This window comes from Brevibacillus sp. FW301-21C12A (assembly GCF_058788915.1).
Map to the genome: position 1 here is coordinate 1 of NZ_JBYTBG010000007.1, position 23,632 is coordinate 23,632.

A 23,632-nucleotide genomic window follows, 5' to 3' on the forward strand; every position below is an offset into this window, starting at 1 on the left:
TGATGGTCAGGACAACTTTCACGATAGAGGAACATCTACGTTTTTTCAATGTCTAGCACGGGTTATGGTGATGAATCTTATTAAAGAAACTTTGTAATATTATTCCTTATCTCTTCTTTGTATGTATCGGAACTTTCCCTTGTCCATTTCACCCAAATATTAGAAATAACAAAGCCCATGCGTACCGCACGCAAAAACGCCTCCCTCGCTATTTCCGGGGAAGCGTTTTTCTATGCCGATGTTGCCTTCCAATCTGCCATTTTCCTCCCCCTGTCCGAAAAGCAGCGAGGAAAGCGTTTTTTCCCCGCCGTCTTCCAGCCGTGTCCGCCTGCCGACAACTCCTTCCAGTTTTTATAAAATCGTTGCGATTTTTGACACGTTTTATAGCCCGTTTGAGTCATCCGAAAATGAAAAGGGACTGCTATCCTGAATGTAGCTGGCCGCCCTTCCCTCAGGAGGAAAGTTCGAGAGCTCTCATTACAAAGGGGGAATCTACCCTGACTCGCACAAGAAAAAACCAAACCGCGTTCCGCCTGCTGCTGGCATCTTCATTGGCGCTTGTGCTCATCCTGCCAGCGGCCTATCCGGCGCAGGCCGAAGCGTCCCTGCAAGCGCTGATCGACCAGGCAGCGCCAGGCGACACCGTCACGATACCGGATGGCAAGTACGAAGGTCCCATCCGCATCACGAAGCCGCTCAAGCTGCTGGCAAAAGGCGAGGTCAAGCTGACCAATCCGAGCGAGGAAGCTGCTCTGACGATCGCGGCAGACGACGTGACTTTGCAAGGCATTACGGTGCTGGACAGACGAATCAACAGCGAGGACGCCTCCATCATCGTAAGCGGCAGCCGCAACCTGTTGGAAAAAGTCACCGTGGAAACGATGGGAACCGGGATTCAGTTGCGAGGCGCGAATGCCAACACGATACGCAACGTCTCGGTCATTGGCAAGGTAAAGGACAGAGGCAGCGCAAGCGATGCCGGCCACGACCACAGCGCGCATCTGTCCAAAAGCGCGAGCAAGCCAAAGGTGACGGTCCAGGCCCAAAAAGGAAACGGCATCGACCTGTACGACTCGCACGACAACCGACTGATTGAAAATCAGGTCACAAACGTCTTTGACGGGATTTACCTGGAAAAAAGCACTGGGAACGAGCTCACGCAAAACCGGGTGGAAAAATCGCGCTACGGCTACCACCTGATGGGCACCACGCAAACTTCCCTGAAGAACAATACAGGCAGCGAAAACGTCACAGGCGCGATGCTGATGGAAACAGCCGATGCCACCGTCGTCGGAAACCGGTTTTTGAAGCAGCAAAAAAACCCCAATTCCCAGGGCATCCTGCTCTACGACGTGCAAAACTCGCTGCTTGCGGACAACCACATCGAAGGAAACCGCGTCGGGCTATACTTGGAGCGCTCCAGCGGGATTACGGTCACAGGCAACCAGCTCTCGCTCAACTTCGTCGGCATGCAGTTGATCGCCTCCGCGGGAAATACGTGGACGAACAACCAGTTCATCTCCAATGTCATCGCCGCCCAGGCCCAGGACAGCGCAACGGACAACCTGAACGGCAACTACTGGGACAACCTGCTCGGCCTCGATGTGGACGGCGACCACAAAAGCGATTTGCCGTATGAAATGAATCCGTTTTACCTCGGCCTGACAGACGCGATTCCCGCTTACCAGTTGTTTTTCCAATCGCCGGGCTTCGTCTTTCTGGAAAATCTGTTTACGAGCGGTGCAGGCAGCCCGATCCGGGACGAAACACCGCTGATGCCGACCTCTGCTGTCGTCTCTGCTAATGCCGAAACAGGCAGCAACTGGGGCGCAGGCATCCTTGGCCTTATTCTTTTGGCAGGAAGCTGTACATTCATTTACGTAGGAGTGAAAAAATCATGATGAATTTGAAAAAATGGGTGACCACACTCGGAGCAATCGCAGGCATCAGCCTGCTCATCGTCGGCTGCGGCAAGGAAGAAGCACAGCCTGTCGAGATCGCGGAAGGCGTGGACAAATGCGACATTTGCCACATGCACGTCCCGAACGATCACAACGCAACCGAAATCATTTTGAAAGACGGCAAGGCGCTGAAATTCGACGACATCGGCTGCCTGCACGAATGGACGGAACAGCACGGCACCGATGAAGTCGCGATGCAGTACGTCCGCGACTACTACACAGCGGAGTGGACAAAAGCCGAGCAGGCGACATTCGCCTATGACAAAGAGTTCAAAACGCCGATGAGCTACGGCATCTACTCGTTCAAAGACAAGGCGGAAGCGGAGAAATTCGTCGCGGAGCAAAAGAAAGGCGTCATCATGGACGCGGAAGGCCTGAAAAACCATACGTGGGAGCGCAGCATGAGCAAGCATATGAAAAAGGACGGGCATTCTTCGGAAGGCCCTTCCTCGGGCGGACATCAATCGGGCGACATGGAGAGCACCCCTGCGCACGGCAGCAGCACGACGACAACGACACACCACTAATAGAGGAAGTGGAGAGCCTTGCACATCAATCTGATCGCCAAACGGGAAGTGAAGGTAGGCTTCCGCAATCCGTGGTCCTACTCCTTCATGGCGCTGTTCTCCCTGTTTAGCCTGGGGCTGCTCATCATCCAGTCGCAGTCCTACATGAAAGGCTATACGTACACGACAGGCACCATGCTCAATCTGATCTTGTACCTGCTGCCGCTGATGACTATGCTGCTCTCCTCTTTTTCCCTCACGGCGGAAAAAGAGGAAGGGAGCTGGCAGCTTCTCTCCACCTACGCGATGACGACCTCGTCGTTTCTCGTGGGCAAATACGCGGGACAGGCGCTGGTGCTGATCGCCATCGTCAGCTTCGGCTACGGCGTCTCCGGCGTGGCTGGACTGTTGCTCGGAAAAAGCTTTGCCTTTTCCACCCTGCTGTTTTTGCTCGTCTTTTCCATCTGTCTCATTCTGCTGTTTTTAGGGATCGCCATGGTGATCGGCGCCTTGTGCCGCAACCGCTGGCAAGCTTTGACGATGGGCGTCAGCATCTGGTTCTTTTACATTTTGGCCTGGCCGACGCTGTTGATTTCCGTACTCAGCTTCGTACCTTATACGTGGATCAAGCCTTTGTTGCAGATTGTGACCTTTTTCAACCCGGCTGAATTTGTGCGGATTTACTCTGTGACCAGGCTGGGCGGCGGCGCGATCTTCGGCCCCGAATACTACAAGTGGATTTACTGGATTGACTCTGCGCTCGGCGACGTTTGCTTCGTCGCTCTCTGTCTGCTCTGGATTGGCGCGACCTTGTGGATCGCTACCCGGGCATGGGAAAGGAGGTAACACCGTGCAAAGCTTCGGACTTACCGTCGATCAGGTAAGCAAAACGATCAACGACAAAACGATTGTCCATCCTTTCAGCCTGCGCATCGAGCCTGGCGAAGTCGTCGCTCTGTGCGGCGGAAACGGCGCGGGCAAAAGCACGATCCTGCGCATGCTGGTCGGCATCCTCCGCCCCACTGCTGGCACGATCCAGCTCAACGGCCTGACCTGGGAGGAGCAGCGCGTCGAATACTTGCAGCAGATCGGGTATATGCCTGACCACTTCTCCTTCAGCGCTGGCCTGACCGCGCGAGAAACGCTGGAGTTTTACGCCGCCCTGCGCAACCGCACCGCCGAGGACGCCGACAGAATGCTGAAGGCGGTCGGCCTGCACGATGCCCGCAATAAGCGCGTGACGCACTTTTCCAAAGGGATGCAGCAGCGGCTGTTGTTCGCCCAGGCGATTCTGGCGAAGCCCGCGCTCGTCGTCCTGGACGAACCGACGAACGGCCTCGATCCTTACTGGATGGACGCCTTCGTCGACCTGGTGCGCGAGCTGCGGCTGGCGGGACAATCCGTCATCTTCTCGACGCACCAGCTCCAGGTCGCTGACGCGGTGGCGGACCGGGCGATTTTTCTCATGAACGGCCAAATCGTCCGCGACGACACGATTGGCAGCTACCAGAAGCAGTACGGGACCGTCGGCCTGTACGGCGCGTTTGCCGAGCTGGTATCGCGCGCGCATGCATAAATGAAAAAACACGAGAAAATTTTCTCGTGTTAATGAAGATTTGCCGGCACGACATAAATAAGCATAATGATGTTTTCCAAAACCACTGACACATGGTATCAGTGGTTTTGAGCATCAAACTTCAACAACCGATAAGAGTTGTGCATAGTCCTCATAGGAATACTTACTCTTATCTCCGTAATGCTTACGTTCTGCCTCTAAAAGTCTCTCTTGAGGATTATCAGCAGTAGCAGCCCAATCCCTGATATATTTCCTCACTCGATCAGAAAATTGCAGTCCTCGTGTCTTATGTATCTTCCACGCTCGGACAACATTGACTTCCGGTGTTGGATTTTTCCATACAGCTTCATCATCCAGCAAAATATCCAGCACTTTATTATCTATAGCTTCCATGAAATGCGTACAGTCAAGGCTTTGCCACTGTAAATGGAAGCAAAGTGCATCAAAATTAAAAAAAACCCCTTTTGATATATTCTCAAAACACGGAACTAGTAAGCGTTCGCGAAAAGCCCAGTTAGTTTGTATTCCCCATATATCAAATTCAATCCCATCTACCTTTAGCTTATAGCCTCCAAAGCGATTTTTCTTATAAGACAAGCCCGAAAAAGCTGCCGAAAAATCCGTATGTGAGCTATCGACAATAATATCGTAATCACGTGGGGTTCTGTACTCAGCCAAGTCCCGCACTGCGCCGCCAATAAAAATTAAATCGCCATAGGAACTAAGGTCGTTTAGCAATCGATCTACTTGTGGGCTGACTTGTCTTAGCAGTTCAATCCTTTTTAGGATTACAACTGTCTGCTTATAGTCATCTTGAGCACATTTCCATGCCCCGCCCATAGGTAGCCCTCCTTACAATTTTATGCCCGATAGCTTTTGATACAATTCTAGCGCATAAGTGTCAGTCATGCCACAAACAAAATCTGTGACCAGCAATAATCGGTCATACAGACTAGGCGATTTATCCGCTTGAAGCGAGAACGGATACTTCTGCATAAGGTAACGATAGTTATCAGAGATCAGCATAAAGTTTTTTCCCTTCTCCGAGCGAGCAAATTCATCGTGGAACTTGAAGATATCTCTTTCCAATTCCTTTCCATCATAAATGTTATCGCTACTTACTGAACTCACAAAGATCTCTAGCAGCCCGCGGATAACTTTCCCTCCAACAAGCTCGCGTGTGATTATTTCCTGATTAGGAAAAATATAATTCTCTGCGAGGGTTCGAAACGCCTCCCTAACCTTTGCCGCTTTTGACTTCTCGAGAATCTCGTCATCAAATTCGCCATTTAAAATTTTATCGTGCATAAGAAGGAACGTTTCAACTACTCCATGAATCATGAGTCCTTGCGCTTTAATCCGCAACTTCTGCACTGCGTTGTCCAAGCGATCTGAACGTCGTTCCTCAGTATTTTGCTTAAAGTCGTTCCTAAATGAATCGAGTAAGTTTTTCTCTTCTTCCGTCGTAAAGAATTCCGCAAACACATCTGTAATAATCGAATAATCCAGAACTTTCTTTTTGCAACCGTCTTCGATATCCGCTGCCGAATAAGCAATATCATCTGCAGCTTCAAGCAAAAAAGTAGCCGGATGGCGAAAGGACAAAATACCCGTATATTCACGAACCAGTTCAAAACGGTCCTGTTCGGAAGTCATATACCCAAACTTTTTATAGGAAATCCCGAGCTTTTTCGCCTGTCGCTCCTTTTTCTTTTTGTTTCCTTCAAGCGAAGATCGGGGATATTTCAAAATACTTGCCAGCGAAGCTGCACTGAGATTGTAGCTGTATTCATCCACCAATCCATTCAGTTTGGTCAGCAAGCGAAATGATTGAGCATTTCCTTCAAAATTTTCAAAATCAGCTTGCATCTGCTCTACATTTTGGAGAGCTACCGAAGTCAATTTTTTTACATTATCTTCGTTAAACCAATCTCGAAAGAAATTTTGAATGGCCGCTTCCCCAAAATGGCCAAAAGGCGGGTTTCCTAAATCGTGAACAAGGCCAGCAACAGCTAGCAGTGCACTCAACTTTCCAACAGACTCTTCTTGAAAGGCCTGAGGCTTTTGCTTGTGAAGATACTTTTCCACGCTAATTCCCAAGGATCGGCCAATTGTAGCTACCTCATGAGAGTGAGTCAAACGTGTACGTACAAAATCACTGTTGTCCAATGGAAAAACCTGCGCCTTATCTTGAAGTCTGCGAACAGCCGAGCTGATTACCAATCGGGTATAGTCGTCATCAAAGTCATTACGCAGATCATATTCGTTATCCTTAGTTCGATCTTTCACCTTTCGGTCTCGCAAACGAACCCCGCTCAACAATTGGTCCCATCGCATTAACGTATTTTCCATTTTCCTAATCCCCCCTTCCCCTATTTTACTACATCTAAGTATCATTTTGGTAATTTTTGCACTTCAAACAAATGAACAACAATACTTTTTACCTACAATATAAAAAGCTGCCAGTATGATCGGCAGCTACAATTTTAATGCTCTCCCCCGGTTCAAATCGCTTTTGCTTCCATATAAAAAACAGATAAAAACTTTTTCACGCTGATCCGGCATTTCGTCGTTTTTTCTCCGGCCTCCAGCTCTTGCATCCGCTGGCGAATTTCCTGGAAATCGAACAGGCGCGGGGCAAAATGCTCGAAGGTCGGGTTGGCGTAATCCGTCAAGCCGAGCGAGGACAAATGCGTAAACGCTTGCAGCACCATGCGGCGAATGCGCTGCTCCATCGCTCGCACTTCTTTGGTCAGCGCCTGTTCATCGAGGTTGCCATGCAGCTTGGTCAAAATTTGCGTGTACAGCTCCTTCAACTGCAAATCGCGCAGCTTGTCCACTTCCCGCTCGTTCTGGGCGAGCCAGCCCATGATGACCAAAAGATCGTGCGCTCCCGCTTCGCTGGCGATTCCGAGCTGCAGCAGCAGTTGTCTCGCTTTTTGCGCGAGGCTCTCTTCGTCCGAGGATGGTTTTTTCAGCCCGCTCGCCGGCTGCTCTTTTCCTTTGACATCCAAAATTTGCAGCGACTTGCGGATGGATTGCAGCGAGGCTTCCAGTGTCAAGTAATCGGATACCCTCCTGAGCACAGAAATGACTTCCAGGCGGTTGATCGGCTTTTGAATAAACGTATCAATCCCCTGCAAATAAGCCTCCCCGATCATCTCCTTGTTTTCCACCTGGGAAACCATGATGAATCGGCCCGTGAATCCTTCCGCTTGCAGCTTCTTGATCGTCTGGATGCCGTCTAGCCCTGGCATGAGCAGGTCGATCAGCACGACATCCACTCCGTACAACTGGTCGATGGAGACGCGATTGCCATCGCTGGCCTGGCCCACGATCTCGCCCAGGCCGCTGTCTGCAATAATGCGCTCCAGCATGCGGCGCACCACGGCATCGTCTTCAATCAAAAAGAAACGTATCATCGGCTATACTCCCTCCCCTCTCAGCAATTGATCCGTCGGAATCCGCACTTCAAAATGCGTCCACAGCCCTCTGTCGTGCAAAATTTGCAGTTGTCCCTGCAAGCTCTGCACGATGCCTCTGGCGTGTGTCAGGCCGATGCCGGTGGACGCATTGCCTTTTTCATCATACTTGGTCGTATAGCCCGGTTCAAACACCCATTCCCGTTCCTCTTGCGAAATCCCCGGTCCGCTGTCCAGCACGGAAAAGACGATGTGCCGTCCGTCCAGTTGGACATTCAGTACAATTTTACCCGATTCGTCAATCGCTTCTACTGCATTGGCGACCACATTGTTCAGCACAGACAGCAGCGCGTAGATTTGATTCGTCGACAAGCTGACATAACAGCTCCATGTAAACTGAATTTCTTTGCCCAGCATTTCGGCGTACTTCCGGTTGGCTCTCATCACCAGCTCGCACAGCTCGCTGATCGGAAGCTGGGAAGCAAGCCCTTCCTGGTTAATCAGCTTGGAGATGCCCGCGAGGATGCGCTGCGAATCTTTTTTCACCTCATGCACATTTTCGGCAATCGTCAATGCCGTCGGAGATTCGGCGTGCTGCGCGGTCAAGAGCCGCCTGTACAGCCGATAGCTCTCGCGCGTGATGTCTTCCAGTTGCGTCATCGACTTGCGCAGGTAGAACGCCTCTTCGTACAGCTCTGTATTTATCATCCGCAGCCGCTCCAGCTCCTGCTGCCGCACCTCCCCGACCGCGCGAATTTGCCGGATCGAGACGCTGTTGTACAAGCCGACGGCAAAAAAGCTGCGCAACACGCCGAAGATCAGGAGCATGAAAAAGCTCTGCCACGTAAGCGGCGGAAAGTCGGTAAAATACTCGCGCACGCGCAGCTCGACCAGGTTGGACAAAAAGTCGACGGACGCGCCGATCAGCCCCATCTTCAGCGGAAACTCCAGGTAGTCTCGGGCCCGCAGCACACGGAACAAAATCGCGAAGCTGAAGTAGTAAAACGCGGACGGCAGATGGACAGACACGCTCTCCAGCAACGGGCGGTACTCCATCAACAAATCCAGCCCGACGCGGAAGACGAGAATGAACGTCCCGGTCAAAAAGCCGGTCAAGATCACGGGCACGGACGAAAACCAGAGCAGGCCGAAAAAGAAAGCGGCAATCCCCAGCGAGAAACGAAACGTTCCCCCGAGCGGGTTGACCTTCATCTCTCCGAAAAAGGCGGTTGCCAGCATAATAATCATGAGGACCAACAGGCGCTCGCGCATAGATGCCCCCTTTAGCACGTAAAAAGATCTCCCATTCCTATTTTACAAAGAACTGGAGATCGGAAAAGATGCTTTTGCATCAGGCGTGTTTGTTTTCAAGACGTTTGGATACGATCGACAAAGCGTAGTTGACCACAAAGTACATGACTGCCACCAAGAGGAAAGTCGGAATCACGTAGTTGACGTTGCGGCCATTGATGATTTGCGCATGGTTCATCAGCTCCGGCAGCGCAATCACGACCGCGAGCGAAGTGTCTTTCAGAAGCGAGATAAACTGGCTGACGATGGGCGGAACCATCCGTCTGAGCGCCTGTGGCAGCACAATGTGCCAGAGCGTCTGCACGTAGGTAAGGCCAGAGGAGCGCGCAGCCTCAATCTGCCCTTTTTCCACCGATTTTAAACCACTGCGCACGATTTCCGACAGCATGGCCGCCTCGAAGATGACCAGTGCCAGCACAGCCGCATAAAACTTGTCCAGCTTGATGCCGACTTCCGGCAAGGCAAAGTACGTGAAAAAAATAATCAACAAGAGCGGCAAGTTGCGAATCAGCTCGACGGCGGTAGCCAGCACCTGGGAGACGCCGGGAATTTTCGCGTAGCGAAGCACCCCTACGACGATGGCAATGGCGAAGCTGAACACAATCGATAAAAAGGCAACCTGCAGGGTAATCCAGAAACCTTCTAGCAGGAAGGTCAAATGACTGGGCGCGTATGCTCCGATAAAGTCCATGATGTCCCCTCCCCTTAGCGGCTTCCAGCCAAGCGTCGCTCCAGGTAGCCTACGAGCAAGCTCAACGGAAGTGTCAGAATCAGATAAAAGACTGCGACAAAAATGTAAACGTCAAACGTCACAAACGTATCAGCGGAAATCAGGTCGCCGAAGTACATCAAGTCAAGACCTGCAATGACGCCAAGCACCGAAGAGTTTTTCACCAGGTTGATAAACTGGTTGCCCATCGGCGGGATCACGACTTTGATCGCTTGCGGCAAAATGATGTAGCGCATCGCCTGGTTGTAAGTCAGACCCGAGGAACGGGCTGCTTCCATTTGCCCTTTTGGAATCGCTTGAATCCCGGCGCGAATCGTCTCCGCGATAAACGCTGCCGTATAGACAGTCAGCCCGAGCGTACCAGCGACAAACGGCGCGAGTACAATCCCGAGCGCCGGCAGGCCGACAAAGAACAGGAAGACGACGAGAATCAGCGGGATGTTGCGCACAAACTCGACGTAAGCCGTACCGATCCAGTTGAGCGGGCGAATCGGCGAAATCCGAAAAATGGCGAATAGCGTCCCTAAAGCCAAGCTCCCGACAAGAGCGAGCAGGCTGGCTTGCACGGTGTTCCAGAAGCCTTCGATAAACATGTCCCAGTGCTCAAACAAGATAGAAAAATCGATCATCTCTGTTGCGATCCCCCTAGTCGTAAGAAAATAAGGGAATGAGCGGCAGAGTGAACCGCTCATCCGTCATGGAGTCGAACCGCTTATTTTTTTGGTTTTTCCCCGATCCATTTTTCATAAATCTTGTCGTACTCGCCGTTTTCCTTCATTTCTTTCAACACGTCGTTCACGGTTTTTACAAACTCGGCGTCGCCTTTGTTGATCGCGATTCCGTACGGCTCTTCGGTGAATGTTTCTTCGGTTACGCGGTAGTTTGGATCTTGCTTCGCCATTCCGTACAGCAGGGCGTTATCGGTCGTCAGCGCGTCACCTTGTCCAGCTTTGAGCGCGGTAAAGGCTTCTGCGTAGTTTTCAAATTCAAGCACTTCTGCATCCGGTGCACTCTCGCGAATGTTTTTCGCGGAAGTCGAGCCTTTTGCGGTCAGCACTTTCATGCCTTTTTGCAAGTCTTTGATGCTGTTGATCGGGCTGTCCTTTTTCACCAGCAAAGACTGTCCTGCCATGAAGTACACATCGGAGAAGTCTACTTCTTTTTTGCGTTCTTCGGTGATGGTCATCGTCGCGATAATCGCGTCAATCTCCCCGTTTTTCAGCATCGGGATACGCGTTTTGGAGGTAACTTCCTTCAGCTCGATTTTGTTTTCGTCACCGAGCACTTTTTTTGCAATCGCTTTGGCGATGTCGATGTCGAAGCCTTCTACGTTGCCTGTCGACGGATCTTTCAGACCGAACAGGTTCAGGTCGTACTTCACGCCTACGACAAACTTGTCTCTTTCCTTGATTTTTGCCAATGTTCCGGCACCAGCCGCCGCGCCATTCGATGCAGAGCCTGCCGCGCCGCCTTCTGTCTTGCCCCCGCCACAGCCTGCGAGTGCGGTTGCGCTCAGCATCAATACAAGACCCATACCTGCGAGTTTTTTCCATACACTTTTCTTCATCTGAATTACCCCTCATCTCTTTTTTATTGTTTTAAGTGAATGTCTAGTGATTCAAAATCCGGCTCAGGAACAGGCGCGCGCGTTCTTCACGCGGATTTTCGAAAAATTCTTGCGGCGTAGCCTCTTCGAGAATCCTGCCCTGGTCCATGAACACGATCCGGTCTGCCACTTCGCGGGCAAAGCCCATTTCGTGGGTGACCACGACCATCGTCATGCCTTCCTTCGCCAGCTTTTTCATGACGTCCAGTACTTCCCCGATCGTCTCGGGATCGAGCGCCGAGGTCGGCTCGTCAAACAGCATGATTTTCGGGCGCATGGCCAGTCCGCGCGCAATCGCTACACGCTGCTGCTGACCGCCGGAGAGCTGGGTCGGAAATTTTTCCGCCTTCTCCGGAATCCCTACTTTTTCCAGGTAGTAGAGCGCGGTTTCTTCCGCTTCCTTCTGCGATACGCCCAGCACCTTGATCGGCGCCAGCGTGATGTTTTCCAACACGGTTTTGTGCGGATACAGATTGAAGTGCTGGAACACCATGCCGATATTGCGGCGCAGCTTGTTGATGTCGGTGTTTTTGTCGTTTACTTTTACCCCGTCCACCAGCAGCTCTCCGCTTGTAACCGTTTCCAATCTGTTGATACAGCGAACCATCGTACTTTTCCCCGATCCAGACGGGCCGATGACGACGACTACTTCTCCCTGGTTGATATGCAGGTCGATGTTTTTCAGGACGTGGAAACTCCCGTAATGTTTGTTGACTTGATGAAAACTAATCAACCAGATCCCCCCTTGCTCTCTGTCATAGTTTGTATGGTAAGGACGAACTACCCGAATCTACAGAAAAATACAAAGTATTTTATTTCTCTTTATAATTTTCTAATAATAAAGGCGTAGGACCCGGCTTTTCCGGCCGAGCAGACAAACAAAAAACCAGCCGCTTCCTGCCTGTGTGGCACAGAAGACGACTGGCATCTTTTACAAATGGAAATGGAACGGCTGCTCCTACTGGCGCAGGCGGTTGACCCAGAAGCCGCCCTTCAAGTTTTTCGGCTCAAAAGAAATGACAAACGCTTTTGGCGCGATCTCATGAATGAGCTGCCACAGCTTTTTTTCGTTGCTGCGCTTGGTCAGCACCTGCATCATGAGGCGGTGCCCGTCCCGGCCTTCTGCCACCCAGGAGGTGACGCCGAAGCCGTGCTCGCGCAGCCGCACAGGAACATCCAGGTCGACGGAATCGACCACTACCTGCAAGGTGACATAGCCCAAGGCCAAATACTCCTCGATTTTGCTGCCGATGTACACACCCATTCCCCAGCCGATACAGTACGCGGCGAGGTTGACCGGATTGTCCAGGTTGTCGAGTACAATCGCGAGTCCTTTCAAATAGACGAATACTTCCACCATCGCCAACAGCGAAGCGAGCACACGATACCCTTTAATCACCATCAGCAGTCGCAACGTGAAAAACGACACGTACAAAATATTGATCCCGATGATGATCCACACAAACTCGAAGCCCATGCTCCCCTACCCCCACCCGAATCTACTCGGGCCAATATGTTATGTACTCACAATTACTACAATATAATCGATCTTCCAGGCAAAATCCAGACGGAAAAAGGCGCAAAAATCTTCCACCGCAAGCCGTGCTTGCTCGGTCGGAAAGGGCGGCACGAGCAGGCTAGGCGACGTGCGGAACTGCGCAAAATCCCCAGCCGAAGCTGCCGACTGGATACTTGAGCCAGCCTGCAACGGCAGCGTGAATCCTGAATCCGCTCGTGCGGTCGGTTTTTCCCCGCGAGAGGCTGATTAGGCGCGGCTGTGCTCGTACAATTTACCCGCCAGCGCTTCTATCCACTCTTTTTTCGCGAGCAGGTCGAGCATCCGCCCAGGCAGCGCCGCTTCCAGCGATTCCACGACGTACCCGGAGCCTTTGATTTCCGCCTGTTTTTGTATATCGCTCGCGCAGTTCCATGTGCATCGCCCCTTTATTTTTCGGAATAGTCTGTCGTTTTTCGTTCCAGAATAGGCTCGTGCCTACCCTCGCTCACACAAAGCATCTGGCAATCACGTTTTTGCCGACGTGCTGCTCGCCCAATTCATCTGACGCCACTTTTTCATCGCTTTGCGTAAATGTGATGATCTGTGGCAGCACCAGCTTGTACCGATTCTCCATCCCGGTTTCGAGAACGTATTGCCCTTCGTTATCCCATAAAAGAACACCTGCCAAAATTCTGGTCTCCACACAGATCCTCCCCCATCGCGATCCATATTTGAACAGCGTTGCGCTTATGTATGATCGGTTCTGTCTGATGGTGCTCAAAAGACGGGTACGCTGACCCGCCTTTTTTCGCTGCAAACTCTGCTGTTTTATTGCTCTTTTTTCAATCGTGCATCCAGAACGAAGTTGCCGAATGGCAAGAGCGACGCGATAAACGCCCCAATCACCTTGAGAACAGACCATCTGTCTTTAAATGTAACATGCGCCAGTGCCAAAATATAGAGGACAAAAAACAGCCCATGCAGCGAGCCGGCGATTTTTACAGCGGCCGGAAAGTCGAGATAGTACTTTAGCGGCATGGCAATCAAGAGCAATACCAAATACGAGATTCCTTCGATAATGCCGATGACGCGAAAACGTCCGAGTGCGGTATTCATCATGAGCGGATACCATCCTTGCCTGTAATTATCATCATTATAAATGAAAAACTATCAGAATGATGGGAATTGCCCAATGTTCATAATAAATTCAAAACTGGCGGCCCCACGCTTCTTCGCGGATGCGCTCCAACCAGCGCACTTCTGCCTGCAGATGCTCGATCGCCCCGAGCAAAATCGTCCTCGCTCCCCAATCCAGCCGCGCTCGCTGCTGCTCGAGAATCGATTCGAGCAAGGCAGCCTGCCGCTGTACCTCCTCGATGTTTGTAGCAAGCGCCTCTCCCATTTTCGCCGGATCGCCGTGGGAAGCAAAAGTCAGAGCTGCGTAGATCGGGTTTGTCAACTGCATCGGCTTGCGCATTTCCTGCAAAAGCAGCTCCTGGAACTCTGCCTCCCCTTTTTTGGTGATCCGGTACATTGTCTTATCCGGGCGGTTCGACTCGCGAATGACTTGCGTAACCTCGATCATCCCACCCTTTTCCAACTGATTGATCGCATAGTAGAGGGAGCCTTTGGCGTACTTGACGTAGCAGTCGATTCCTCGCGTCTTCACTTGCTGCTGGATTTCATACGGGTGTCGCTCCCCTTCCATCAGCAGCCCTAAAATAAGCAATTTCAGACTCATGACCCTCTCCTCTTACCCGCGTTCCGGGTTTGCTTGCGGTGCGTTTTTGGCCCTGCCGAGCGCACTCTCGTTCCCCATCAGCGCAATACAGATGACGGCGAGAATGGCAGGAACGAGCGCCCACATGAACGTCTGAGCAATCGAGGAAGCGAGAATGTCCGTGATCGTCTCCAGCACAGGAGCCGGGATAGCCGCCCGCGCTTCCGGCGTCAAGATCGCGCGCGGGTCCGTGATCGCCCCGACAGCTCCTTGCCCCGAAAAAGTCGAAGCCATGCCGTTTTCAAACTGGTTGCGCTGCAAGATGCCAAATACGGTAATGCCCAGCGTCATGCCGAGCGAGCGGGAAAAAGAGTTGGTCGAGCTGGCCGAGCCTCTCTGCCGCATGTCGAAGCCGTGAATCGCCGACATCCCCAATACGGAAAAAGAAAAGCCGACGCCAAAGCCAGTCAAAATCATGTACACCGTGACCGTCGAACGAGCCATGTCGGGCGACAATGTACTCAGCAGGAAAATCCCCGGTACGAAAAAGACAGCGGACAACAGCATGATGTTGCGGAAGCTCGTCTTCGTCGTGAGAAACCCGCCCAGTTGGCTGCCGCAGACAGAGGCGAGCATCATCGGCGTCAAAAGCAGGCCGGAGTTGGTCGCAGACCCGCCGTACACCCCTTGGATAAAGATCGGCAAAAAGACGGTCGTAATGATAAAAGCCGCGCCATACAGCAGCGCGACCGCGTTCGTCGTCGCAAACAGCCGCTGCTTGAACATCGCAAACGAAATAATCGGTTCGGACGCTTTCGTTTCCACGAACAAAAAGATGATGAACAAAAGCAAAAAGGCTGCGAGCAGCCCGATGATCTGCACGGAATCCCAGGCGTACTGGTTGCCGCCAAGCTCCAGGGCAAACATCAGACTGACAATCGCTCCGACAAGCGTAATCGCTCCCCACCAGTCGATGCTTTGCTTGCGGTGCTCCAGCGACTCTCTGTAGTACACGCTGATAAACCAGAGCGACAAAGCCCCGATCGGCACGTTGATGTAAAAAATCCAGTGCCAACTGACATACTCCGTAATGTACGCGCCAAGCAGCGGCCCGAACACGCTGGACGTACCGAAAACCGCCCCGAACAGCCCAGTCATTTTCCCGCGTTTTTCCGGCGGAAACACATCAAAAATGATCGTGAAGGCAATCGGCATCAACGCGCCGCCGCCAATCCCCTGAATCGCGCGATAAATGCTCAGCTCGACAATACTGCTCGCCGTCCCGCACAAAATGGAGCCCACTAAAAAAACGATCAGGCCGAAAATATAAAACCGCTTGCGCCCGTACATGTCGGACAGCTTGCCGAAAATCGGCATCCCGGCCATCGTCGCGACCATGTACGCGGACGTCACCCAGACGAATTTGTCCATGCCGCCCATCTCGCCCACAATCGTCCCCATCGCTGTCGCCACAATCGTGTTGTCCATGGACGCGATCAACAGCCCCAGCATGAGCGCTGCGACGACAAAATTTACGTTGCTTTCCTTGGCAATCATTGCCGTTTTCCTCCTAACAGTCAAATCAAACTAATATAGTCTATTATATTCAAATTTGACCATATGTCTGCAAAATATAGGGCAGGAACCGTTTGCTACTGCTGCGAAAAAACACCTTCTCTTCAGAAAAGAGAAGGTGCCTGTACATCTAAAGCTCAGTTTGTTTTCAACACGTCGTGATCGACATAACGCTCGCCGTTCAGCTCGCTGATGACGTTAATCGCGACTTTCGCCCCGTCGCCAGCGGTAATGATCGTATGTACGCTCACGCCTGCGCACGTGCCTGCCGCCCAAATGCCTTCGATGTTCGTTTTTCCTTGTGCGTCAACGTCTACGATCGACTTGATGCGCGGCTCGGTGCCCTCTTTTGTCTTGACGCCAATCTCTTCGGCGAGCGCCACTACCGCGCCTGTCGCCAAAATGACATGCTTCGCTTCGAACGAGCCTTTTTCCGCTGTCTCCACGACCAGCCCTTGCTCGGTTTTCTTCACGTTGGTTACCTGGTCTTCCACCAGCTCGGCCCCGAATTTGGCAGCCTGCTTTTTCCCTGTCTCGATCAGGTCAGGGCCCGAGATTTCCATGATGCCATAGTGGTTTTCCATCCACGCGCGTTTGGTCATGCTCTTGTCGTTGTCAATCAACAACGTCTTTTTCCCCGCCTTCGCGGCAAACAATGCTGCGCTTCCACCCGCTGGGCCTGCTCCAACAATCACGATATCAAACAAAGAAATCTCCCCTTTCCAAAATACGTTACACAACATAATTATATACTTTGTTTTGAAAAAGAAAAGGGTTGGCGGCAGTAAAAACATTCGCGAACTTTGCGGCAGGTAAAAATAGAAAGGACGCGTGTGCCTTTTTTTAAGAAAACGATAGCCTTTGTCACTGGTAGCGTCTTAATCGCTGGGATTGGCTCTGTCACAATGCAATCCAATACCGCCGCACCACATTGCCGTCCGCTTCCGTGAACTCGGATTCCAACACCCCGCCATTGCCGCGAATTGTTTTTTCCGAGCCGGTATTGTCCCGATCGCACACAACCAGTACCCGCTCCAGGCCAAGCTCTCTCGTCTTGTCCAGCGCGAGCGCGAGAATCGCCGTCGCGTAGCCTTTTCGTCTTTCGCTCGGCCGGATGCCGTAGCCGATATGGCCGCCTGCGTTGTACAAATGCTCGTTCAGGCGATGGCGAATGTTGACTACCCCCAAGATTTTGTCCTCGCCGTTCACCAGCCAGTAGGTTGAGTGCGGAACCCAGCCGGCCGGAATACTTTCTTCGCTTCCCTCGCTGGCAAGAAACGCCAGGTAAGCGCCAAAATCGTACGGCTCGCGCCCGGCCACCCAAGGGACAAACGGTTCCCCGCTTTGCTTCCATTCTTCGTAATAAGCCAAATACTCCTGCTGTCGCCGGGCGGAAGGCTTGACCAAAGCGAGCTGCTCTGCCATACTCCCACTGCCTTTCGAATGTGCTGTCAATAATTTCCGTCTATCTTAGCACGCTAAACATGACGGAGCAAGAAAAAGGCGCGAGACAAGCAACCGATCGCTTGACTCACGCCTTTTGGCTTTTTCCCTATAATGCTGCTTAGTATTTGTTGAACATCATGATCCAGATGGAACCTGCGATGATCGTAAACACGATCACGAGACCGAGGATCAATGTCTGTACATTGTAGCGCGGTTTTTCTCCCTCGCGAATGTGCATAAAGAAGAACAGTTGAACAACGAATTGCAAGATGGCCATCACCAAGATCGTGATTACGAGAGCCGTTTTTTCGAGCATCTGGTTCATGACCAGCACCAGCGGGATAATGGTCAGCACAATCGAGAGGACGAAGCCTATGACGTACGACTTCAGCGACCCGTGATCGTGATTGCCATGATTTTGATGTTGTGTCATCTTACATCACCCCCATCAGATAGACGACTGTGAAGAGGAAGATCCACACAACGTCCAGGAAGTGCCAGTACAAGCTCAGGTTGGTGATTTTGCGGCGAGTCACCGCATTGATACCGCGGCGCTTCAACTGCATCATCAGCGCGACCATCCAGAACAGACCGATGGTTACGTGCAACCCGTGCGTTCCAACCAGGGTGAAGAAGGCGGACCAGTAACCGCTAGTCGCGATGGTTGCTCCTTCATGCGCCAAGTGCGTAAACTCGTTGATCTCCAGCACGACGAAGGCCAGACCCAGGACGGCTGTAACCGCCAGCCATCCGATCAGTTCTTTTACTTTTCCTTTGTTCATCGCCAGCACAGCAAGTCCGCTCGTAAAGCTGCTGGTCAACAGGATAAAAGTTGAAGCGATGATCCCAGGCATTTCAAACAGTTCTTTTCCAGTCGGTCCGCCTGCAAAGCTATGCATCATTACTGCATAGGTGGCAAACAGCGTACCGAACAAAATGCAGTCCGTAACAACGAAAATCCAGAAGCCAAGAACCTTTAGTTGCTCATGCTCTTCATGATGGTCGTGGCCATGACTATGGTCGTGATGATTAGCCATCATTACAACACCCTCCCCAGTGAAGCCTCCGTGCGACGCACTTCATCCACCGGTACGTAATAATCCGTATCATATTGGAAGGAGCGTACCCACATGCACACGGCAACTCCGATGAATCCAACTACGGCCATCCATACCCATCCAAAGGTGAATCCAAATCCGATCAAGAACCAGAAGGTCGACATGATAATCGGAATACCAGAGTTCTTCGGCATATGAATCGGTTCCAAATGCGCCGGCTCTTGTTTATACGTGCCATTTGCTTTTGCTTGTTTTGTTGCCCACCAGTCATCCGCTTCTTTCACATGCGGAACGACGGCGAAGTTGTAGAACGGCGCTGGAGATGGAATCGACCACTCCAGGGTACGTGCATCCCATGGGTCCCCTGTCGTATCCCGTTCTCCGTGCTTGATGCTGTAAGCGATTTGCCATACTTGGAAAATGAAGCCGATCCCCATCATGAACGCACCGACAGTCGATACGAGGTTGAGGTCTTCCCAACCGCGATCCCAGCCGTATGTGTAGTAACGGCGAGTCATACCCATAAAGCCAAGCGCGTATTGCGGCATGAAGCAAATATAGAAACCGATGTTCCAGAACCAGAAGCCCCAACGTCCCAGCTTCTCATCCAGCTTGAAGCCGAACAGTTTTGGCCACCAGTAGTAAATACCTGCCAGGTAACCGAACACAACCCCACCGATCAACACTTGGTGGAAGTGGGCGATCAGGAAGTAGCTGTTGTGGTACTGGTAGTCTGCCGGAGCTACCGCCAGCATGACACCTGTCGCTCCCCCTACGAGGAAGCAAGGAATGAACGCAATGGTCCACAGCATCGGTTGTTTAAAGGATATCCGACCACGGAACATCGTAAACAGCCAGTTAAACACCTTCACACCGGTCGGAATCGCAATGACCATCGTCGAGATCGCAAAGAAGGCGATAACGCTGGCGCTTGTACCCATTGTGAAGAAGTGGTGAGCCCATGTGAAGAAGGACGCGATCGCAATTGCCATCAAAGCCCACACCATGGATTTGTAACCGAAAATGCGTTTGCGCGAGAATGTCGCCACAACTTCAGAGAAAATACCGAACGCTGGTACAACTACGATGTACACCTCAGGGTGACCCCACATCCAGATGAGGTTCAGGTACATCATCGGGTTACCGCCGCCATCCATCGTGAAGAAGTGCGCACCTGCAAAGCGGTCAAGGAACAAAAGTGCGATGGTGACAGTCAAGATCGGGAAAGCAAAAATAATCATGATGCTGGACGACAGAACAGACCAGCTAAACAGCGGCATTTTGGTAAGCGTCATACCTGGTGCACGCATTTTGAGAATCGTTACGATAAAGTTGATACCTGTTGCCAAACTACCGATACCGGAGATTTGAATCCCCCAGATCCAGAAGTTTTGTCCTGGTCCTGGACTGAAATCATTTTGCGACAATGGCGGATAAGACAGCCAACCTGCGTCCGGGGACCCCCCGATAACGAAAGACAGGTTGAACAGCATCGCCCCAAGGAAAAACAGCCAGAAGCTGAGTGCGTTCAAAAACGGATACGCAACGTCGCGCGCCCCGATTTGCAGCGGAACGACCATGTTGAACAAACCGAACATCATCGGCATCGCCATGAACAAAATCATGATCGTACCGTGAGTGGTAAAGATCGCGTTATAGTGATCGGCATGCAAAAATTCCAGATTCGGGAATGCCAACTGCAGACGCATCAGCAGGGCGTCAACCCCACCGCGGAACAGCATGAGAAGCGATGAAATCAGGTACATGATCCCGATACGTTTATGGTCAACGGTAGTCAGCCATTCACGCCAGAGCCAACCCCATTTTTTATATTTGGTCAGGACAAACACGATCGCGAGCATTGTCAGCACAATCGATACGTCCGCACCGTAAATCAGTGGGTCACCAGTTACGAAGAACGTGGATGCAAATTCTTTAATGTCCTCCCACACGTGGTATTCCTCCTCCCTTTCGCCTAATGTTTCATACTGGAATGATCCATTCCATGCATGTTGCTCATATCAGTCGACTGTTGCGTCTCTTGCGAAGTTTCTTTTGACTTGTCACCTGTCGGAGCAGGCTGTTTTTTCATCACATGGTCCATATCGTGACCATGGCTGTATCGTTGCACAATCTCTTCAAACAAGCCTTCCGGGAATGCAGAGTACAGCTTTTTCTCGGACAATCCTTGTTTTTTCAGCTCGTTGTAATCTTCTTTCGTCATTGCTGGGCTCGTGCCTTTTACTTCTTTGACCCACTGGTCGAACTCTTCTTTCGGCTTCGCTACAACTTTGAACTGCATGTGAGCGAATTTTTCACCGGAGAAGTTGGAGCTGAATCCGGCGTATTCGCCCGGCTCGTCAGCTTGCAAGTACAGCTCGGTCGCCATCCCTGCCATCGCGTAAACCTGGCCGCCAAGCGATGGTACCCAGAAAGAGTTCATTGGCGCTTCCGCAGAAATCTGGAAGTGAACCGGTACGCCAACCGGAATCTCCAGGTGGTTGACCGTCGCAATGTTTTGCTCAGGGTAAGTAAACATCCATTTCCAATCCAACGCGGTCACTTGTACCGTCATTGGAGCTACTTCTTTATTCGGAGACTCTTTCAACACATACGTATCGCGAACGGTAAAGTATCCCAGGATCGCAATGATGACCACCGGAATCCCCCACCAGATTGCTTCGAGGGCCGTGTTGTGTGCCCACTCTGGCTTGTAAGGTGCCTTGTTGTCCGGTTTGTCCCGATATCGATAGACGATAAAAGCGGTAAGCGCAAGAACCGGAACGATGATGACAGCGCACAATATAGTGGAAATAATAATGAGATTGTACTGCGTCTCTGCTACAGGCCCCTTAGGATTCAAGACAAGATACTCACTACCACAGCCTGAAAGCAGGACGGTGGTCAACGCTGCCAAGATCCAAAAGTGGATTTGCCTCAGCATTTTTCCTCCAATCATTCTCCTAATCCCTCCTCTTTCACAAAACAACAAGCATCTAAACTGATGGTGCATCCGCTATTCGCGTTCGCCTCCCCTCTGAGTCTTTCACGCAGAGGATGGAATCCATCTTCGAACAGGACTCAGCAGAGATTTTTTTAACGAAAGTGAACATACCAGATAACCGCATATACATACTAGCAGAGACGCTCAACTTTTGTACTTGTTTTTTCGGACGTTCAATAATTCGTAGCTTTTCTGTGACAAAGTGTTCACGAAGCAGTCACGAGTTGCTCAAATTCTTGTTAGGAATCCCCTCGGATGCACAACCACACCCAAATATGGATATAATATCCAGTTTGATCGCCTCCGTTTTGTGCTTTCAATTTAAATAAAAAAAGCCTTCCTCTTGGACAGCTCCAAAAAGAAGGCTACGCCGCGCATTTGCGTAAGCGGTGTTCGGTTTTTCCGCTATTGTTTCCGTTATTTTTCAGCTACAGGCAACAAAAAACCTCTCATTATATAAGGAAGAAATGAGAGGTTTCCTTTATGGATTTGGCATCGTTTTGTTACACTTCTTGTTTGCGCAGATTCATCAAGCGGAAAACCGTGCTCATGATGAAAATGTTCATGCCTGCGATCAAAAATCCGATGGATACCATCAACGGGAAGTTCTCCGCTCTGAAATCGCTTGCAGTAAACGCCATCAACAATCCGCCGATTGCAATTGCTGTCCAAGCGATCCATCTCAGCAAGTCAGCAGCTTTTTTATCTGTATTCATGGTTCAAAACCCCTGTCGTTTTGGAATTTTACCTTGCGTCGTTTTCTTTGTTGAACTTATTGTAACACAAAATTCACTTTTTGTTCATGTTTTGTTCAAATTTTTATTGAAAATTTGTCAAAACTTTTTCCACAAACCTATTGAACTAGCGATTGTTACATTTTTCCTTTGTGTCTTAATTGTGAAACGGCGCTTTTTGTTGATCGGTTGAAGATTTTTGCTTGTCCCAATAAAAAAAGCCTGCAGCTTCGCTGTTCGCAAACAGGCTGCAGGCTTTCGTATTCGCTTGGTGCTACCGGATTCTGTTATTGCTCATTGATGCTGCCGGATTTTGTTGCCGCCCTCCGTTTTGCCAACGTCAGGCCGTTCTGTCCAAAGTCGCTGCCGCCTCGGCCCGATGCCGTTTTCCCCAGCTACGCCCGCCGAAGGAAAACAGCGTGAGCACAAACAGGACGCGAAACAACTGGAAGGCCGTCACGAGCAGCGGATCTGCCCCGATCGACATGGCGGTCAAGCTCATTTCGGCAATTCCGCCAGGCGCCGTCGCCAAAATGCTCGTCGCCACTTCTATGTTGGCGAAATAGGCCAGGCCCACAGCCATCGCCGTCACCATGCCGAACAGCAGCAGCGAATGTATGGCGCCGAGCAGGAAAAAACGCTTTTGTTTTCGGATGTTTTCTTTGCGAAAACCAAGCCCGATGCTTACTCCGATCCACACTTGCGCGGCTTTGACCAGCCCTCCTGCCAGCGCCGGATTCTCGCCCGTCCACGGTGTATTCAGGGAGACGAGTGCGGCAATCAGCAACGGGCCAAGCAAATACGGCGCAGGAATGGAGCAGCGGGTAGCCACCAGCGCACCGATCAGACTGGCTGTGACAAGCAAAATGGTCGGGAGCCACTCCAGCACGTGACCGCCTGTCGACAGCACCACAGACGAGGCGTGCCCGTCAAACAGCCAGGAGATTAAAAATGGCGTGCACAAAACGATCGTCACCGCACGAATCGAGTGAAAAATCGAGATCACCTGTTGATTGCCGCCGACAGACTGGCCGATCGTCACCATTTCCGACAGACCGCCGGGAATATTGCTGAAGATCGCCGTAACCCGATCGACCTTGCCCATTTTGTAAAAAATCCACGCGTTGAGCAGGCTGATTAGCACTGTGAGCAGCGTGGCGATCAGCATCAAACCGATATGATCTGTCATGGTCTGCCAAATATCCGGCGTCATGCGCAGGCCAAGCGATATGCCGATCACAATCAGTCCCGCCTGACGGAACCAGCCCGGAATCCACAGCTTTTGCACCCCGAGCATGGTCGCCGCGACAGTCGCCAGCAAGGAACCGATCAACCACGGCAGCGGGCTGTGAAGCACCTCGGCAAACAGCCAGCCTCCCGCTGAACCGAGCAGCAGCGTGAGCAATATGCGAAGCAAAAGCAAAAGCATGCTGATCCCTCTTTTCTTGTCTGACGTTGCTTTTGTTGCTCTCTTGCTGTACCTCC

At 51.4% G+C, this 23,632-nt stretch carries 25 protein-coding genes; 4 read left to right on the top strand and 21 right to left on the bottom strand.

The features are described from left to right. Positions 1-551 precede the first annotated feature (551 nt). Genes AC3WQH_RS06610 through AC3WQH_RS06625 form a run of 4 tightly spaced genes read left to right on the top strand, consistent with a single transcriptional unit; the run spans position 552 to position 4,043 of the window. Complete coding sequence (locus AC3WQH_RS06610) at positions 552-1,901, top strand: right-handed parallel beta-helix repeat-containing protein (protein WP_374993152.1); 1,350 nt, start codon at positions 552-554, stop codon at positions 1,899-1,901. Further along, a complete protein-coding gene (locus tag AC3WQH_RS06615) occupies positions 1,898-2,488 on the top strand; it encodes a nitrous oxide reductase accessory protein NosL (RefSeq protein ID WP_005829041.1) in 591 nt (196 codons plus the stop codon). Before AC3WQH_RS06610 ends, AC3WQH_RS06615 begins: the two co-directional genes overlap by 4 nt. An 18-nt stretch (positions 2,489-2,506) precedes the next feature. Next, complete coding sequence (locus AC3WQH_RS06620; protein ID WP_007781753.1) at positions 2,507-3,313, top strand: ABC transporter permease; 807 nt, start codon at positions 2,507-2,509, stop codon at positions 3,311-3,313. A gap of 4 nt (positions 3,314-3,317) precedes the next feature. Continuing rightward, the gene (locus AC3WQH_RS06625; protein ID WP_005829038.1) at positions 3,318-4,043 is read left to right on the top strand and encodes an ABC transporter ATP-binding protein; all 726 of its coding nucleotides are present in this window, start codon (positions 3,318-3,320) and stop codon (positions 4,041-4,043) included. 114 nt (positions 4,044-4,157) lie between these two features. Here the strand turns inward: AC3WQH_RS06625 and AC3WQH_RS06630 are convergent, their stop codons facing one another. The 21 genes from AC3WQH_RS06630 to AC3WQH_RS06730 form a co-directional block, all read right to left on the bottom strand. Next, on the bottom strand, positions 4,158-4,883 hold the full coding sequence (locus tag AC3WQH_RS06630) for a nucleotidyltransferase family protein (protein ID WP_005829036.1): 726 nt from the start codon (positions 4,881-4,883) through the stop codon (positions 4,158-4,160). 12 nt (positions 4,884-4,895) lie between these two features. Continuing rightward, positions 4,896-6,395, bottom strand: a complete 1,500-nt coding sequence (gene dgt / locus AC3WQH_RS06635; protein WP_007781749.1) for a dGTP triphosphohydrolase — start codon at positions 6,393-6,395, stop codon at positions 4,896-4,898. A gap of 152 nt (positions 6,396-6,547) precedes the next feature. Next, positions 6,548-7,465: a response regulator gene (locus AC3WQH_RS06640; protein WP_005829032.1), complete on the bottom strand. Its 918-nt coding sequence runs from the start codon at positions 7,463-7,465 to the stop codon at positions 6,548-6,550. Between the two features lie 3 nt (positions 7,466-7,468). Further along, on the bottom strand, positions 7,469-8,737 hold the full coding sequence (locus AC3WQH_RS06645) for a sensor histidine kinase (protein WP_007781745.1): 1,269 nt from the start codon (positions 8,735-8,737) through the stop codon (positions 7,469-7,471). Positions 8,738-8,816: 79 nt separating this feature from the next. Continuing rightward, complete coding sequence (locus tag AC3WQH_RS06650; protein WP_005829028.1) at positions 8,817-9,467, bottom strand: amino acid ABC transporter permease; 651 nt, start codon at positions 9,465-9,467, stop codon at positions 8,817-8,819. 14 nt (positions 9,468-9,481) lie between these two features. Further along, positions 9,482-10,135, bottom strand: coding sequence for an amino acid ABC transporter permease (locus AC3WQH_RS06655; RefSeq protein ID WP_007781739.1), 654 nt, complete (start codon positions 10,133-10,135; stop codon positions 9,482-9,484). Between the two features lie 83 nt (positions 10,136-10,218). Then, positions 10,219-11,073 carry a transporter substrate-binding domain-containing protein gene (locus AC3WQH_RS06660; RefSeq protein WP_005834999.1) on the bottom strand — a complete coding sequence of 285 codons (855 nt, stop codon included), beginning with the start codon at positions 11,071-11,073 and terminating at the stop codon, positions 10,219-10,221. Positions 11,074-11,116: 43 nt separating this feature from the next. Continuing rightward, a complete protein-coding gene (locus AC3WQH_RS06665) occupies positions 11,117-11,845 on the bottom strand; it encodes an amino acid ABC transporter ATP-binding protein (RefSeq protein ID WP_005835001.1) in 729 nt (242 codons plus the stop codon). A gap of 225 nt (positions 11,846-12,070) precedes the next feature. Continuing rightward, complete coding sequence (locus AC3WQH_RS06670; RefSeq protein WP_005835003.1) at positions 12,071-12,589, bottom strand: DUF2179 domain-containing protein; 519 nt, start codon at positions 12,587-12,589, stop codon at positions 12,071-12,073. Between the two features lie 526 nt (positions 12,590-13,115). Next, positions 13,116-13,313, bottom strand: coding sequence for a hypothetical protein (locus AC3WQH_RS06675; protein ID WP_005835007.1), 198 nt, complete (start codon positions 13,311-13,313; stop codon positions 13,116-13,118). A gap of 125 nt (positions 13,314-13,438) precedes the next feature. Further along, a complete protein-coding gene (locus AC3WQH_RS06680) occupies positions 13,439-13,729 on the bottom strand; it encodes a DUF3817 domain-containing protein (protein WP_005835010.1) in 291 nt (96 codons plus the stop codon). Positions 13,730-13,817: 88 nt separating this feature from the next. Next, positions 13,818-14,351: a PadR family transcriptional regulator gene (locus AC3WQH_RS06685; protein WP_007781730.1), complete on the bottom strand. Its 534-nt coding sequence runs from the start codon at positions 14,349-14,351 to the stop codon at positions 13,818-13,820. A gap of 12 nt (positions 14,352-14,363) precedes the next feature. Further along, positions 14,364-15,887 carry an MDR family MFS transporter gene (locus AC3WQH_RS06690; protein ID WP_005835013.1) on the bottom strand — a complete coding sequence of 508 codons (1,524 nt, stop codon included), beginning with the start codon at positions 15,885-15,887 and terminating at the stop codon, positions 14,364-14,366. A gap of 155 nt (positions 15,888-16,042) precedes the next feature. Further along, positions 16,043-16,612: an FAD-dependent oxidoreductase gene (locus AC3WQH_RS06695; RefSeq protein WP_007781726.1), complete on the bottom strand. Its 570-nt coding sequence runs from the start codon at positions 16,610-16,612 to the stop codon at positions 16,043-16,045. Positions 16,613-16,805: 193 nt separating this feature from the next. Then, complete coding sequence (locus tag AC3WQH_RS06700) at positions 16,806-17,330, bottom strand: GNAT family N-acetyltransferase (protein WP_007781723.1); 525 nt, start codon at positions 17,328-17,330, stop codon at positions 16,806-16,808. 139 nt (positions 17,331-17,469) lie between these two features. After that, entirely contained in the window at positions 17,470-17,784 is a 315-nt protein-coding gene (gene cyoD, locus AC3WQH_RS06705; RefSeq protein WP_005835019.1) for a cytochrome o ubiquinol oxidase subunit IV, read from the bottom strand. Position 17,785: 1 nt separating this feature from the next. Further along, the gene (gene cyoC, locus AC3WQH_RS06710) at positions 17,786-18,388 is read right to left on the bottom strand and encodes a cytochrome o ubiquinol oxidase subunit III (RefSeq protein ID WP_025848022.1); all 603 of its coding nucleotides are present in this window, start codon (positions 18,386-18,388) and stop codon (positions 17,786-17,788) included. A gap of 2 nt (positions 18,389-18,390) precedes the next feature. Then, the gene (locus tag AC3WQH_RS06715) at positions 18,391-20,361 is read right to left on the bottom strand and encodes a cbb3-type cytochrome c oxidase subunit I (protein WP_005835023.1); all 1,971 of its coding nucleotides are present in this window, start codon (positions 20,359-20,361) and stop codon (positions 18,391-18,393) included. 23 nt (positions 20,362-20,384) lie between these two features. After that, positions 20,385-21,368 (bottom strand): cytochrome aa3 quinol oxidase subunit II, encoded by a 984-nt coding sequence (gene qoxA / locus AC3WQH_RS06720; protein ID WP_005835025.1) that lies wholly within the window; start codon positions 21,366-21,368, stop codon positions 20,385-20,387. A gap of 548 nt (positions 21,369-21,916) precedes the next feature. Next, positions 21,917-22,129, bottom strand: a complete 213-nt coding sequence (locus AC3WQH_RS06725) for a hypothetical protein (RefSeq protein WP_005835027.1) — start codon at positions 22,127-22,129, stop codon at positions 21,917-21,919. Between the two features lie 358 nt (positions 22,130-22,487). Beyond that, on the bottom strand, positions 22,488-23,576 hold the full coding sequence (locus tag AC3WQH_RS06730; protein ID WP_340672954.1) for an AbrB family transcriptional regulator: 1,089 nt from the start codon (positions 23,574-23,576) through the stop codon (positions 22,488-22,490). Positions 23,577-23,632 lie beyond the last annotated feature (56 nt).

Excerpts from the sequence above, each read along its gene's own strand:
- AC3WQH_RS06685 (WP_007781730.1), bottom strand. The coding sequence starts at position 14,351 with ATGAGTCTGAAATTGCTTATTTTAGGGCTGCTGATGGAAGGGGAGCGA.
- cyoD (WP_005835019.1), bottom strand. The coding sequence starts at position 17,784 with ATGACACAACATCAAAATCATGGCAATCACGATCACGGGTCGCTGAAG.
- qoxA (WP_005835025.1), bottom strand. The coding sequence starts at position 21,368 with ATGATTGGAGGAAAAATGCTGAGGCAAATCCACTTTTGGATCTTGGCA.
- AC3WQH_RS06730 (WP_340672954.1), bottom strand. The coding sequence starts at position 23,576 with ATGCTTTTGCTTTTGCTTCGCATATTGCTCACGCTGCTGCTCGGTTCA.
- AC3WQH_RS06630 (WP_005829036.1), bottom strand. The coding sequence starts at position 4,883 with ATGGGCGGGGCATGGAAATGTGCTCAAGATGACTATAAGCAGACAGTT.
- dgt (WP_007781749.1), bottom strand. The coding sequence starts at position 6,395 with ATGGAAAATACGTTAATGCGATGGGACCAATTGTTGAGCGGGGTTCGT.
- AC3WQH_RS06680 (WP_005835010.1), bottom strand. The coding sequence starts at position 13,729 with ATGATGAATACCGCACTCGGACGTTTTCGCGTCATCGGCATTATCGAA.
- AC3WQH_RS06670 (WP_005835003.1), bottom strand. The coding sequence starts at position 12,589 with ATGGGCTTCGAGTTTGTGTGGATCATCATCGGGATCAATATTTTGTAC.
- AC3WQH_RS06690 (WP_005835013.1), bottom strand. The coding sequence starts at position 15,887 with ATGATTGCCAAGGAAAGCAACGTAAATTTTGTCGTCGCAGCGCTCATG.
- AC3WQH_RS06725 (WP_005835027.1), bottom strand. The coding sequence starts at position 22,129 with ATGAATACAGATAAAAAAGCTGCTGACTTGCTGAGATGGATCGCTTGG.
- cyoC (WP_025848022.1), bottom strand. The coding sequence starts at position 18,388 with ATGGCTAATCATCACGACCATAGTCATGGCCACGACCATCATGAAGAG.
- AC3WQH_RS06645 (WP_007781745.1), bottom strand. The coding sequence starts at position 8,737 with ATGCGCGAGCGCCTGTTGGTCCTCATGATTATTATGCTGGCAACCGCC.
- AC3WQH_RS06640 (WP_005829032.1), bottom strand. The coding sequence starts at position 7,465 with ATGATACGTTTCTTTTTGATTGAAGACGATGCCGTGGTGCGCCGCATG.
- AC3WQH_RS06700 (WP_007781723.1), bottom strand. The coding sequence starts at position 17,330 with ATGGCAGAGCAGCTCGCTTTGGTCAAGCCTTCCGCCCGGCGACAGCAG.
- AC3WQH_RS06660 (WP_005834999.1), bottom strand. The coding sequence starts at position 11,073 with ATGAAGAAAAGTGTATGGAAAAAACTCGCAGGTATGGGTCTTGTATTG.
- AC3WQH_RS06650 (WP_005829028.1), bottom strand. The coding sequence starts at position 9,467 with ATGGACTTTATCGGAGCATACGCGCCCAGTCATTTGACCTTCCTGCTA.
- AC3WQH_RS06615 (WP_005829041.1), top strand. The coding sequence starts at position 1,898 with ATGATGAATTTGAAAAAATGGGTGACCACACTCGGAGCAATCGCAGGC.
- AC3WQH_RS06655 (WP_007781739.1), bottom strand. The coding sequence starts at position 10,135 with ATGATCGATTTTTCTATCTTGTTTGAGCACTGGGACATGTTTATCGAA.